This is a genomic window from Thioalkalivibrio sp. (assembly GCF_041685615.1).
Lineage (GTDB): Bacteria > Pseudomonadota > Gammaproteobacteria > Ectothiorhodospirales > Ectothiorhodospiraceae > Thioalkalivibrio.
In genome coordinates, this window is record NZ_JAWLFK010000032.1 from 16,472 (window position 1) to 29,552 (window position 13,081).

At 67.4% G+C, this 13,081-nt stretch carries 9 protein-coding genes and 1 tRNA gene; 3 read left to right on the forward strand and 7 right to left on the reverse strand.

Annotation, left to right across the window (positions count from 1 at the left end; translation table 11 throughout):
* Positions 1-2: 2 nt before the first annotated feature.
* Positions 3-1,409, reverse strand: coding sequence for a cytochrome ubiquinol oxidase subunit I (locus ACESLR_RS07900; protein WP_373025036.1), 1,407 nt, complete (start codon positions 1,407-1,409; stop codon positions 3-5).
* A gap of 368 nt (positions 1,410-1,777) precedes the next feature.
* Between ACESLR_RS07900 and ACESLR_RS07905 the strand changes: the two genes are divergently transcribed.
* From ACESLR_RS07905 to cydC, 3 genes are read left to right on the forward strand one after another with little or no spacing between them, the layout of a single operon-like run.
* Positions 1,778-3,163, forward strand: coding sequence for an NAD(P)/FAD-dependent oxidoreductase (locus ACESLR_RS07905; RefSeq protein ID WP_373025035.1), 1,386 nt, complete (start codon positions 1,778-1,780; stop codon positions 3,161-3,163).
* A 5-nt stretch (positions 3,164-3,168) separates the two neighbouring features.
* Positions 3,169-4,896, forward strand: coding sequence for a thiol reductant ABC exporter subunit CydD (gene cydD / locus ACESLR_RS07910; protein ID WP_373025034.1), 1,728 nt, complete (start codon positions 3,169-3,171; stop codon positions 4,894-4,896).
* On the forward strand, positions 4,889-6,574 hold the full coding sequence (gene cydC / locus ACESLR_RS07915) for a thiol reductant ABC exporter subunit CydC (RefSeq protein WP_373025033.1): 1,686 nt from the start codon (positions 4,889-4,891) through the stop codon (positions 6,572-6,574). Before cydD ends, cydC begins: the two co-directional genes overlap by 8 nt.
* 163 nt (positions 6,575-6,737) lie before the next feature.
* Here the strand turns inward: cydC and ACESLR_RS07920 are convergent.
* The 6 genes from ACESLR_RS07920 to recA form a co-directional block, all read right to left on the reverse strand.
* Positions 6,738-6,828 (reverse strand) — tRNA-Ser (locus ACESLR_RS07920).
* Between the two features lie 95 nt (positions 6,829-6,923).
* On the reverse strand, positions 6,924-7,178 hold the full coding sequence (gene csrA, locus ACESLR_RS07925; RefSeq protein WP_373025032.1) for a carbon storage regulator CsrA: 255 nt from the start codon (positions 7,176-7,178) through the stop codon (positions 6,924-6,926).
* A 68-nt stretch (positions 7,179-7,246) separates the two neighbouring features.
* Complete coding sequence (locus ACESLR_RS07930; protein WP_373025031.1) at positions 7,247-8,491, reverse strand: aspartate kinase; 1,245 nt, start codon at positions 8,489-8,491, stop codon at positions 7,247-7,249.
* A 250-nt stretch (positions 8,492-8,741) separates the two neighbouring features.
* A complete protein-coding gene (gene alaS, locus ACESLR_RS07935; RefSeq protein WP_373025030.1) occupies positions 8,742-11,351 on the reverse strand; it encodes an alanine--tRNA ligase in 2,610 nt (869 codons plus the stop codon).
* A gap of 122 nt (positions 11,352-11,473) precedes the next feature.
* Entirely contained in the window at positions 11,474-11,953 is a 480-nt protein-coding gene (locus tag ACESLR_RS07940) for a regulatory protein RecX (RefSeq protein WP_373025029.1), read from the reverse strand.
* Positions 11,928-12,974, reverse strand: a complete 1,047-nt coding sequence (gene recA, locus ACESLR_RS07945) for a recombinase RecA (protein ID WP_024326232.1) — start codon at positions 12,972-12,974, stop codon at positions 11,928-11,930. Before recA ends, ACESLR_RS07940 begins: the two co-directional genes overlap by 26 nt.
* Between the last annotated feature and the right edge of the window lie 107 nt (positions 12,975-13,081).

The following is a 13,081-nucleotide window of genomic DNA, read 5'->3' on the forward strand; positions in this document are numbered from 1 at the left end:
ACTTAGCTCCTTTCACCGCTGGCCGCGGCGTCATCGATCCAGGTATCGGCGGCCGACAGCGGCCGTTTCGCGTGCGCCGGCGCATGCATCCCATCGGCCGGTTCCGGGCCCTGGCGCACGATGCGGACCAGGTAGTAGATGCCTCCCGTGAACACCGCCGCGTAGACCGCGACGTAGCCAATCAGGGTGAACAGGGCCATCCCGCCGGTCAGGGCCGGCGTAATGCCCTCTGCGTGGTTCATCACGCCGTACACCAGCCAGGGTGCACGCCCGGTCTCGGTCACGAACCAGCCCGCGACCACCGCGAGGAACGGCGCCGGGATCATCCAGGCCAGCCCCTTGAGGAACAGCGGGGAGGCATACATCCGGCGGCGGAAGCGCAGCCAGGCGCCGGCCACGGCGAACAGGATCATCACCATGCCGATCGCGACCATGACCCGGAATGACCAGAAGGTGATCGCCACGGGCGGACGCTCGTCCTCCGGAACCTCCAGCAGGCCCGGCAACTCGCCGTCCATCTCGTGGGTCAGGATGAAACTCGCCATCTTCGGGATGCCGATCTCGAAGTGATTCGTTTCGTTGTCCGAGTCCGGGATGGCGAACAGCAGCAGCGGGGCACCGCGCTCGGTCTCCCACACGCCTTCCATCGCCGCGACCTTGGTCGGTTGATGCTCGAAGGTGTTGAGGCCGTGGATATCGCCGACCACCAGCTGGGCCGGGGCGGCGAGCATCAGTACCCACATCGTGGTGCCCAGGGCTTTGCGGTTCACGACCACATCGCGCTGGCGCAGCAGATACCAGGCGGAGACCCCGGCGACCACGAAGCCCGCCGTCAGCAGCGAGGCCAGTCCCATGTGGAAGAAGCGCGGCCAGAAGCTCGGGTTGAAGATCGCCGTAATCCAGGACGTGACGTGGAACACGCCCTCCTGCAGCTCGAAGCCCACCGGCGTCTGCATCCAGCTGTTGGCCACCAGGATCCAGAACGACGAGATGAACGTGCCCAGCGCCACCATTAGCGCGGACAACACGTGCACGCCCTGCGGGACCCGGTCACGCCCGAACAGCAACACACCGAGGAAGGCCGCTTCCAGGAAGAACGCGGTCAGCACCTCGTAGGACAGCACGGGCCCGAGGAAATTGGCCGTGGCGTAGGAAAACGCGCTCCAGTTGGTGCCGAACTGGAACGACATGACCAGCCCGGAGACCACGCCCATGCCGAACACCACCGCGAAGATCTTGATCCAGAACTTCGAGATCTGGGTGTAGATCGTGTCGCCGGTCTTCCAGGCGCGGAATTCCAGGAACGCAATAAACGAAGCCAGCCCGATCGTGAAAACCGGGAAGATCGCGTGGAATGAAACCACAAACGCGAACTGGATTCGCGATAGCAGTATGGGGTCGAGCTCCATGGCCTTTCCTCCGTAGTCAGGGTCACGCCGACATGACGTATCGGTGAAACTCCTAACAAGTACCGTGCCAGACTGCCTGTCCGCACCACGACCGCTGGCTGCACGCGACATACGGGTGATTTTCCGCCCGGCGGGCGCAAGCAGCCACCGGTCCGGGCTGCCATAAGTGGCAGCCTTGCCTCACGTAACTGCCATATTCGGCAGTTCGAGCCCGCCTACACCGGGACACAAGGCCCGGTGGAGCGGCCTGCCGGTGTTGGCATGCAACTTGTAAGCAACCCGTCACACGAAGCGCCCGGTGGACGGGGCGACCATCGCAACTGACCCGCCCGGTCTACGGCGCGGCAGACGGATACGCGGAGAGAGCCATGCATCATCCCGAAGACCCGAAACACCCCGAGATTGAAAAGGCCCTGGCCCGTCAGGCCGACGACGCCCTGCGCGGACTGTCGCGGCGCGATTTCCTGAAAGTGGCCGGTGCCGCCGGCCTGGTGTCGGCGACCGGCGTACAGGCCGCCCCGGCCCGCGCGGCGGTCTCCAGCCAAGCCCGCATCGTGGTGCTGGGCGGGGGTGCCGCGGGCATGACCATGGCCGCTCGCCTGCGCGACCTGCTGGACGGGGCACGGATCACGATTGTCGAGCCAAGCGAGACGCATCATTACCAGCCCGGCTGGACCCTGGTGGCCGCGGGCGTCTACTCGGTAGGCGAAGTCCAGCGCCGTAACGAACGCTACATTCCGCACGGGGTGGAGTGGGTCCGTTCTGCGGTCGCGGCCATCGATCCCGAATCGCAGCGGGTCGAGACCACCGGCGGCGAGCGGCTCGACTACGACTTCCTGGTGGTCGCCACCGGGCTGCACCTGGACTACGAGTCGATCGATGGGCTGCGGCGCGAGGATATCGGCCGCCCCGGGCTCACCAGCCTTTACGCCAGCGCCGAGGCCGCCCGGGACGCCTACGAACAGATCCATGCATTTGGCGAGAACGGCGGGGTGGCCCGCTTTACCATCCCCAGTACGCCGATCAAGTGCGCCGGCGCACCGATCAAGGCGACCTTCATCGCCGACGACCTGCTGCGCACGGCCGGACAGCGCGCCGGAGCCGACTTCCACTATCATACCGGGTCGGACACCCTCTTCAGCGTGCAGCGCTTCGACCACATGGTGCGCGAGCTGTATGCCGAACGCGACGTGAGCGTGAACGACGGCGGCGCCCTGCTGGCGGTGGATGTCGACGCCCGCCAGGCCCAGTTCCAGACCCGCGATGGAGGCCGCGAGACGGTGGACTACGACTACCTCCACGTGACCCCGCCGATGCGCGCGCACGACTTCGTCCGCGAGGCCGGGCTGGCAGTCGAGGACGGCCCCCTGGCGGCCGGCGGCTGGCTGGCGGTGGATGACCGCACGCTGCAACACGTTGAGTACCCGAACATCTTCGGTGCCGGGGACGTGGTCGCAACCGCGATCGGCAAGACCGCCTCCACCGTGCGCTCGCATGGCGCGGTGATGCCCGACAATCTGGTGGACGTGATCCAGGACCGCGAACCGTCGCGCCAGTTTGACGGCTATACCTCCTGTCCGCTGATTACCGAGGTGGGCAAGGCGGCCCTGGTCGAATTCGACTACAGCCTGGAAGAGGTCCCGACCTTCGGCTTCCTCGACCAGGGGGAACCCAGCTGGGTCTGGTGGCGCCTGAAGGTTCACATGATTAAGCCGCTCTACTTCAACATGCTGCGCGGGCGCTATCTGCGCTAGTCGCGATGACGCAAGCGGGTGGAACAGACGCGGCGGCGACGGACGACCGGGCCTCGCCGGGGCCATGGCTGCGCACGCGCCAGCAACCGCACCGCCGCTGGCTCGTGCTGAGTGCCACCAGCACGCTGGTCGCCACGCTGGCCACCATGGCCCTGGCAGGGCTCGTGGCCTGGACGGTGCACGAGACGCTGTTCGCGATTGCCCCCCCGTACCTGCCAGGCATCCTGCTCGCGGGCTTGGTGTTGCTCGCCCTGCGCTATGCCGCCCAGGCCCTGCGCGACCTGGCCGGTCACCGTCTCGCCTTCACGGTGAAGCAGCAGTTGCGCGCCGATCTCCTGCGCCAGGCCCGGCAGGCCGGACCGGCGCGGCTAGCCACGCAGAGCAACGCCGGCGCCTGGGCGGAGCAGTTCCAGATGCGGGTGGATGACCTGACCGGCTACTACGCGCGTTACCTGCCGGCGCGCCAGGCCGTCATCCTGACGCCGCTGAGCATCCTGGTGGCCGTGCTTTGGCTGGACTGGCTCGCCGCCCTGTTGTTGCTGCTCGCCGCCCCGCTGATCCCGGCGTTCATGGCAATCGTCGGCATGGGCGCGGAACAGATCCACCAGCGCCAGCAGGAGGAGGAGAACCGACTGGCGGGGCACTTTCTCGACCGCATCCGCACCCTGGACTGGCTGCGCCGGGCCCGCGCCATCACGGCCACCGAGGCCGAGGTCGTCGAACGCAGTCACCAGCAACGGCGCCTGACCATGCGCACCCTGCGGGTCGCATTCCTGTCCTCGGCGATCATGGAATTCTTCAGCGCGGTCGCGATTGGCATGGTCGCGATCTACATCGGCTTCGCCCTTTTCGGCGCCATCGAGTACGGGCCGGCCGGCGAGCTCACCCTGTTCACCGGCCTGTTCATCCTGCTGCTGGCGCCGGAGTACTTCCTGCCGCTACGTCAGTTCGCCCAGAGCTACCATGACCGCGCCGGCGCCCTGGCTGCCGCGCAGACCCTTGCCCCCGCCCTTGCGTCGCCCACGGACCCCATCGGCCCCGAGGATGCCGCACAGGCCACCGCGGGTCCCGACGAGGACGCGATGGCCCCTTGGCTGCAACTGGAGGGGATCAGCCTGCATTACCCGGGTCAGCGCGCGGCGGCACTGGCGGATCTCGACCTGACAGTCTCCGCCGGGGCGCATCTCGCGCTGACCGGGCCCAGTGGCAGTGGCAAGTCCACCCTGCTCGCGGTGTGTGCCGGCTTCCTCGCCCCCACCACGGGCACAATTCGGCGCCATCCCCAGGCCCGCCATTTTGCCTGGATCGATCAGGACGCCCATCTGTTTCACGGCAGCCTGCGGGATAACCTGCAGCTCGCCCGCCGCGACACGATCGCCGACGCGGAGATGGCCACGGCACTGGAACAGGCCGGGCTGCCGCTCGACGCACCCGAACTCCCCGACGGCCTGGATACCGCCGTCGGCGAGGCCCGGCACGGCCTCTCGGGGGGCCAGGCCCAACGGGTCGCCGTGGCACGCGCCCTGCTCTCGGGGCACCAGCTCTGGCTGCTCGACGAACCCACGAGCGCGCTCGACCCGTATACCGAACTCGCCCTGCTGGACACGCTGTTTCGACTGGCCAGGGCCCGCGACCTGACGCTGGTGATCGCAAGCCATCATGCCGCCATTCACCGCCGCTGCCCGCAGCGCCTGGACCTGGCGCCGGCTACCCCGGAGGCTCGCGATGCGTAACGGAACCCGCGCGGAACTGCGCTTTCTGCACCGCGTATTCCGCCAGCGCCGGGTCTGGTACTGGGGTGCCTGGGGCCTGCTGGCGCTGACCTGGATCGCGGGCATTGCCCTGCTGGCACTATCCGGCTGGTTCATCACCGCCACCGCCCTGGCTGGCGCGGGCCTGCTCGCCACTCTCGACCTCTACGTGCCGTCCGGTGGCATCCGTACCGCCGCGATCAGTCGCACCCTGGGGCGCTACTTCGAGCGCCTGGTCAGCCACGAGGCGGTGCTGCGCAGCCTCGCCGACCTGCGCGGTCGGAGCTTTCGTGGCCTCGCGGCGCTGCCCATGGAACGCGTTCGCGCCTACCGCAGTGGCGACCTGCAGGCCCGCCTGACCGGCGACATCGACACCCTCGATGCGATGCCCCTGCGGGTGGTCGGCCCCATGATCGCAGCCGCGATCAGCCTGGTGATCACCCTGATCATCGCCAGCTGGCTGGCACCCTGGCCCGCCACGGTCGTTCTCGCCGCCTCCGGCGTGGCGACGCTCGCGGTCTCCTTCCTGCTTGCCCTTGCCGGGCAGCGCCACAGCCACGCGCTGGTGCAGGCCCGGGCCCGCGAACGCGTCGGGTTGTTGGACTTCATTGGCGGCCTGGCCGAGCTGCTGGCCTACGACCGTGCCCGCGAGCACGAGGCCCGCCTGCGCCGCGAGAACGACGACTACGCGCGCCGGCAATGGACGCAGGAGGCATTCGGGGTCGGCTCCGAGCAGATCGTGCAGGCCGTGGTCGGCGCCTCCGCCCTGCTAATGCTGGTGCTGGCACTGGGCTGGTACCGCGACGGAATGCTCGACGCTCCGGTCGCGGTGTTGCTGCCGCTGATGACCCTGGGCCTGGGCGAGGTTCTCGGCAGCCTGCCCGGTGCATGGTGGCGTGCCGGCGAGAGCCTGGAGGCCGCCGGGCGGGTGCAGCACCTGGAGGCGACCCCCACACAGATCCCCACACCCGCCGAGTACGTGGACCCGACCCCGCCCGACGCGGCCCCTGCCCTGCACGCACACGGCCTGACCATCGGCTTTCGACGCGAGCGGCCGTTGCTCGGCCCCCTGGATCTCGAACCCGCGCGTGGCTATCCCCTGGTGATCAGCGGCGCCAGCGGGCGTGGCAAGAGCACGCTGCTGGACACCCTCGCCGGCGAACTCCCGCCCCTGGCCGGTACCGTAGCGCTCGGCAACGACGATCTGGCAAGGATCCCGACCGATGCCCGGTACCGCCACATCAGCTACCTGCCCCAGGGCTTGCAACTGCCGGACACGACCCTCCGAAGGATCCTGTCCCCGGCTCACAGGTCGTTGAGCGATGCCGCACTGTGGGAGGCTCTGGAACAGGTCGATCTCGCCGAGGCCGTGCGCGGCACCCACGAGGGTCTGGACTACCTCATTGGCGAGGGTGGTGCCTCCCTCTCCGGCGGTCAGCGTCGCCGTCTCGCCCTGGCGGCGATCGCCCTTCAGGACCGGCCTGTCGTCCTGCTCGACGAGCCCTTTTCCGGTCTGGATAGCCCCACGCAACAACGAGTGGTGGAACGGCTGCTGCCCTGGCTGCAGGACCGTCAGTGCATCCTCGTCACCCATGCCCCGGGACAACTGCCGGCCCGCTGGCCGCGCCTCGAGCTCGCGAAGCCGCTCGGCCGGCGCTGAAGCCGGTCACAGGACCTCGCAGCGCAACGGATGTGGCACATGCAACCGACTTTCGGTGGCCGCACCAATGGATTCTGATTACCAGGCAATGGGGGACGGGTTCGGGGACGAACCCCAGGGCCCAGACGTGCGAAAGGGGCCACTCAGGCCCCTTCGCTGGATTTGGCGGAGAGTGAGGGATTCGAACCCTCGATGGGCTTTTGACCCATACTCCCTTAGCAGGGGAGCGCCTTCGACCGCTCGGCCAACTCTCCGGAAACGCGGCACAGGATACGGTCTTGGGCCGCCAAATGAAAGGCCCGGAAGACCAATCGCGGTCTCCGGGCCTTGCGATTTCCGTACGGGAAGTTCAGTCGTCGCGTGCGCCTGCGGCAGCACCCCCCGCCCCGGGCCCACCGCCACCGGAGTTCTCACCGCCACCCTCACCACCGGCGACGTTCGATTCGCGCTGGATGCGCTGAAAGATCTCCTCGCGATGGACCGCGACGTCCTGGGGCGCATTGATGCCGATGCGGACCTGATTGCCCTTGACCCCCAGGACGGTGACGGACACGTCCTCGCCGATCATGAGGGTCTCGCCCACACGCCGAGTCAAAATGAGCATGCTCTTCTCCGCAGTGCCTGTGTCGGACGGAGTCGGTCGTCCGGTAACCGTTTTACGGTCTGTCATCCTTAACCGTCCTCCTGTTGACCGGCAGGGTCGTGTTCGAGTTCAAACGCATCGTGCAATGCACGTACGGCAAGTTCGAGGTACTTCTCATCCACGACCACGGAGATCTTGATTTCCGACGTGGAGATCATCCGGATGTTGATGGTTTCGTGCGCCAGCGCCTCGAACATCTTGCTGGCGATACCGGCGTGCGAACGCATGCCGACCCCGACCACCGAGATCTTCACGATGTGGGTATCGCCGGAGACCTCGCGGGCGTTCAGGGCCTTAGCCGCCGCCTGCAGGATCTCCAGGGCCTTGTCGTGATCGTTACGATGCACCGTAAAGGTGAAGTCAGTGGTCTGATCCGCGCCCACGTTCTGCACGATCATGTCCACCTCGATATTGGCGTCCGCGATCGGGCCGAGGATGCGATGCGCGACCCCCGGCTGATCGGGGACGCCCTGAATCGTCAGCTGGGCCTCGTTCTGATTGAACGCGATACCCGCAACCAGCGCCTGTTCCACCTGCGCATCCTCCTCCGTGGTAATCAGGGTCCCCGGTCCTTCCTCGAACGAGGACAGCACCCGTAACGGGACGTTGTACTTGCCGGCGAATTCCACCGCCCGAATCTGAAGCACCTTGGAGCCCAGGCTCGCCATCTCCAGCATCTCCTCGAAGGTGATGCTGTGCAAGCGACGCGCCGTCGGCACGAGGCGCGGATCGGTGGTGTACACGCCGTCGACATCCGTGTAGATGCGGCATTCGTCCGCCTTGAGGGCCGCGGCCAGCGCCACCGCCGTGGTGTCCGAGCCACCACGCCCCAAGGTGGTGATCGCGCCTTCCTCGTCCACGCCCTGGAAACCGGCCACGACCACGACACGCCCGGCCTCGAGATCGCCGCGCACGCGGGCATCGTCGATGCTGCGGATGCGCGCCTTGTTGTGTGCGCTGTCGGTGCGGATGGTCACCTGCGCCCCGGTGTAGGAACGCGCATCGCAGCCCCGCGCCTCCAGCGCCATCGCCAGCAGCGCGATGGTGACCTGTTCCCCGGTGGACAGGAGCACATCCAACTCGCGGCCGTCCGCGCGCGGGTTCAGTGCATGCGCCAGGCCCAGCAGGCGATCGGTTTCGCCGCTCATCGCGGAGACCACGATCACCAGCTGATGGCCTTCCTCGCGCAGCTTCAGCGCGCGCTCCGCGACCGCCTGGATGCGTTCGGGAGAGCCCACCGAAGTGCCGCCAAATTTGAGTACCAGCAACGCCATTTGAAGATTCCGTTCCGTGCCCGGCCCTTGCGACCGTCCGGACAGGGCCCACCCCGTCCATTAGCGTTTACTTAAGAAAAAACATTAACACTATTTGCATTGGCGTTGCGAGGCCCTGCCCCGGCCCGCCACAGCGCGCGCTGTGGCCACCACCGCTCGCGGAGCCCCCTGTGCCGAGGGCCAACCACCGAGATCGCCACGGCGCTGCGTGCGCGCCTTGCGATGACGGGGATCGCAGGATACGCGACGATCAGGCGCGTTCGCGCACCCAGGCCTCGACCGAGGCCAGCGCCGCATCCAGCTTGTCCGGGCTCTGCCCGCCGGCCATCGCCATGTCCGGACGGCCGCCGCCCTTGCCGTCCACCTGCGCGGCCACATGGCCGACCAGGTCGCCGGCCTTGAACTGTCCGGTCTCAGCCTTGGTGACACCTGCCACCAGGCTGACCTTGCCCTCGCCCGTCGCGGTGCCCAGCACCACCACGGCCTTGCCAAGCTTCTGCTTGAGCTGGTCGACCATGTCGCGCAGGGCCTTGGGCTCCACGCCCTCGACCTTCGCGGCCAGCACCTGGATGCCATCGACCTCCCGCGCCTGCGAGCCAAGGTCATCGCCGGCCTGGCTGGCCAGCTTGCCCTTCAGCTGCGTGACCTGCTTCTCCAGCTCGCGGGTACGCTCCTGCAGCTGGGCGACCTTGTCGGCCGCCTCGCCGCGCCCGGCGCGCAGCCGATCGGCGATCGCGTCGAGATAGCCGATCTGCTCGTCCACCCAGCGCAGGGCGACCTCGCCGGCCACCGCCTCGATACGGCGGATGCCGGCGGCCACGCCACCCTCGGAGGTAATGCGGAACAACCCGATATCACCGGTGCGATCCACATGGGTGCCCCCGCACAGCTCCACCGAGGTGCCGATCTTCAGCACCCGCACCTGATCGCCGTACTTCTCGCCGAACAGCGCGACCGCCCCGGACTCCATCGCCGACTCGATATCCATGACCCGGGTATCGGTCGCCTCGTTCGCCAGGATCTCGGCGTTCACCTGGGCCTCGATGGAGCGCAGCTGGTCGTCGGTCAGCGGTTCCATGTGGGTAAAGTCGAAGCGCAGCCGGTCCGGATCCACCAGCGAGCCCTTCTGCTGCACGTGTTCGCCCAGCTGATCGCGCAGGGCCTTGTGCAGCAGGTGGGTAGCCGAATGGTGGCGGCGGATGTTCTCGCGGCGCGGGCCTTCCACTGCGGCCTGCAGCGTCTGGCCGAGCTCCAGCGTGCCGGCACGCACCTGGCCGACGTGGATATGCGCCGCGCCCTGCTTGCGGGTGTCGGAGACCTGGAAGCGCACGCCGGATCCGCTGAGCGTGCCGACATCGCCCACCTGGCCACCGGACTCGCCATAGAACGGCGTGCGATCCAGCACCACGAGGCCCTCGGCGCCGACCTCGAGGCGGTCGACCGCCTCGCCATTCTGATACAGCGCGATCACGCGGCCCTCGTCGTCCACCGTCTCGTAGCCGGAGAACTCGGTCTCGACATCGACCTGCGGCAGACCGCCATCCTCCATGGAGAAATGGCTGGCCGCGCGCGCGCGGGCACGCTGGTCGGCCATGGCCGACTCGAAGCCCTCCATGTCCAGTTCCAGGCCGCGCTCGCGCGCGATGTCGCCGGTCAGGTCCACCGGGAAGCCGTAGGTGTCGTAGAGCAGGAAGATGGTTTCGCCAGGGATGACCGTGCCCTTCAGGTCACGCAGGTCGTCCTCGAGGATCTTCATGCCCTTGTCCAGGGTCTCGAGGAACTTGCGCTCTTCCTTCTCCAGCACCTTCTCGACCTGGGCCTGCGCCTCGGTCAGTTCGGGGAAGGCCTTGCCCATCGCGCGCACCAGGTCGCCGACCATCTGGTAGAGAAAGGCGTCCTGGGCGCCGACCTTGAAGCCATGGCGAGCGGCGCGGCGGATGATGCGGCGCAGCACGTAGCCACGCCCCTCGTTCGACGGCAGCACCCCATCCGTAATCAGAAAGGCGATGGAGCGGATGTGATCCGCGATCACGCGCAGCGAGGCGGAGTCCTTCTCGCTGGCACCGGTCACTCGCGCGGCGGCTGCGATCAGGTCCTGAAACAGATCGATCTCGTAGTTGGAGTGCACGCCCTGCAGCACGGCCGCCAGGCGCTCGAGGCCCATGCCGGTATCCACCGACGGGCGCGGCAGCGGATTCAGCGTGCCGTCCGCATCGCGGTCGTACTGCATGAACACGAGGTTCCAGATCTCGATATAACGATCGCCATCCTCGTCCGGCGAACCGGGCGGGCCTCCGGCGACCGCCGGGCCGTGGTCGTAGAAGACCTCGGTGCAGGGACCGCAGGGGCCGGTGTCGCCCATCTGCCAGAAGTTGTCGGAGTTTCCATCGGGATCGTCACCGATCCGGATGATCCGTTCGGCCGGCACCTGGATCTCGTTTGCCCAGACGTTATAGGCATCGTCGTCGGTCTCGTAGACCGTGACCCACAGCTTCTCCGGCGGCAGGCCGATGGTGTCGGTCAGGAACTGCCAGGCGTAGTGGATCGCGTCGCGCTTGAAGTAGTCACCGAAGCTGAAGTTGCCCAGCATCTCGAAGAAGGTGTGGTGCCGCGCGGTGTAGCCGACGTTCTCGAGGTCGTTGTGCTTGCCACCGGCACGCACACAGCGCTGGGTGGACACGGCCCGGGTATACGAGCGCTTTTCGCGGCCCAGGAACACGTCCTTGAACTGCACCATGCCCGCATTGGTAAACAGCAGCGTGGGGTCATTGCCCGGCACGAGCGGGCTGGAGGGCACGATCGTGTGCCCGTGGCCTTCAAAGAATTCGAGGAAACTCCGGCGAATGTCGGCGCTTTTCATGCGGTTCCGGTGAGCGTTGGGGTCAAACCGGGGATGCTATCACGCAAGCGCCCGACCCGCGTATTGCCGCCCCTGCCTTCGGGCCATGTTCCTCGTCTTTGCGAGCGTAGCGAAGTAATCGGTCAGGGCTCGCCCTTCCAGGCGGCGAGGGCCTGGTGGGCGACACGGCCGGGGAAGCCGCGACCCGCGAGGTGGCGAAGATAGCGGGCCTCGTCTTCGCGGGTTGCGGGGGGATGGCGGAAGTGGCGTTCGAGCTGGCCGCGGGCCTGGTCGATCCAGTCAACCTCCAGGGCCTCGAGGGCGGCATTGACGGTGTCGTTGCCGATGCCGTTGTGGGCCAGTTCGGCACGGATACGCTGCTCGCCGTAGCCCTGCTCGGTCCGGTGGCGGGCCATGAAGTCCGCGTAGCGCGTATCGCTCAGGTAGTCCAGTTCCCGCGCGCGCTCCAGCGCGCCATCCACTGCATCCCGCTCGTAGCCGCGTTCGGCCAGCTTGCGAGCCAGCTCCAGCGCGGAGTGTTCGCGCCGGACCAGCAACCGCAGGCCGGCCTCCAGCGCGGCCTCCGGGTCGGCCGGGTCAGCCTTGCTCCTCGACCGGGGCATCGACCGGCACGTCCTCGTCCGAGGCCTTCTTGCGCTTGGGCAGCAGGCGTTCGCGCAGGGTCTTTTCGACTTCCTCGGCGATATGCGGGTTGTCCTTCAGGTACTGGCGGGCGTTTTCCTTGCCCTGGCCGATCCGCTCGCCGTTGTAGCTGTACCAGGCGCCGGCCTTGTCGATCAGGCCTTCCTTCACGCCCATCTCGATAATCTCGCCGACCCGCGAGATGCCCTCGCCGTAGAGGATCTCGAAATACGCCTCGCGGAAGGGTGGCGCCATCTTGTTCTTGACGACCTTCACGCGGGTCTCGTTACCGATCACCTCGTCGCCCTTCTTGATCGCGCCGATGCGGCGGATGTCCATGCGCACCGAGGAGTAGAACTTCAGCGCATTGCCGCCGGTGGTCGTCTCCGGGCTGCCGAACATCACGCCGATCTTCATGCGGATCTGGTTGATGAAGATGACCAGCGTGTTGGAGCGCTTGATGTTGGCGGTCAGCTTGCGCAGCGCCTGTGACATCAGCCGCGCCTGCAGGCCGACGTGGGAATCGCCCATTTCGCCCTCGATCTCGGCCTTGGGCGTCAGCGCGGCCACCGAGTCCACGATCACCACGTCCACCGCGCCGGAGCGTACCAGCATGTCGGCGATCTCCAGCGCCTGCTCGCCGGTATCCGGCTGCGAGACCAGCAGGTCGTCGACGTTCACACCCAGCTTCTCGGCGTAGGTCGGGTCCAGCGCGTGCTCGGCATCGACGAACGCGGCGGTACCACCCGCCTTCTGCGCCTCGGCCACCACCTGCAGGGTCAGGGTCGTCTTGCCCGAGGACTCCGGCCCGTAGACCTCGACCACGCGTCCGCGCGGCACACCGCCGATCCCGAGGGCGATGTCCAGCGCCAGGGAACCCGTGGAGATCGCGGGGACGTCGACCGCCTCCTGATCGCCCATGCGCATCACCGCGCCCTTGCCGAATTGGCGTTCGATCTGTCCGAGTGCGGCGGTCAGGGCCTTCTTGCGATTCTCGTCCACGGTATGCCTCCCGATACTTGCAGCGATGGTTTCCAACCCGTTGCCCAACCCGGGGCGGATACGGGGCCGCAGTATCCCACAGGGCGGAGAGTGACCCAACCCGTGAT

Bases quoted from the DNA above. Each gene is read 5' to 3' on its own strand.
- alaS (WP_373025030.1), bottom strand. From the start codon at position 11,351: ATGAAAAGCGCCGACATTCGCCGGAGTTTCCTCGAATTCTTTGAAGGC.
- ACESLR_RS07930 (WP_373025031.1), bottom strand. From the start codon at position 8,491: ATGGCGTTGCTGGTACTCAAATTTGGCGGCACTTCGGTGGGCTCTCCC.
- ACESLR_RS07900 (WP_373025036.1), bottom strand. From the start codon at position 1,409: ATGGAGCTCGACCCCATACTGCTATCGCGAATCCAGTTCGCGTTTGTG.
- cydC (WP_373025033.1), top strand. From the start codon at position 4,889: ATGCGTAACGGAACCCGCGCGGAACTGCGCTTTCTGCACCGCGTATTC.
- csrA (WP_373025032.1), bottom strand. From the start codon at position 7,178: ATGCTCATTTTGACTCGGCGTGTGGGCGAGACCCTCATGATCGGCGAG.
- cydD (WP_373025034.1), top strand. From the start codon at position 3,169: ATGACGCAAGCGGGTGGAACAGACGCGGCGGCGACGGACGACCGGGCC.
- ACESLR_RS07905 (WP_373025035.1), top strand. From the start codon at position 1,778: ATGCATCATCCCGAAGACCCGAAACACCCCGAGATTGAAAAGGCCCTG.
- ACESLR_RS07940 (WP_373025029.1), bottom strand. From the start codon at position 11,953: ATGCCCCGGTCGAGGAGCAAGGCTGACCCGGCCGACCCGGAGGCCGCG.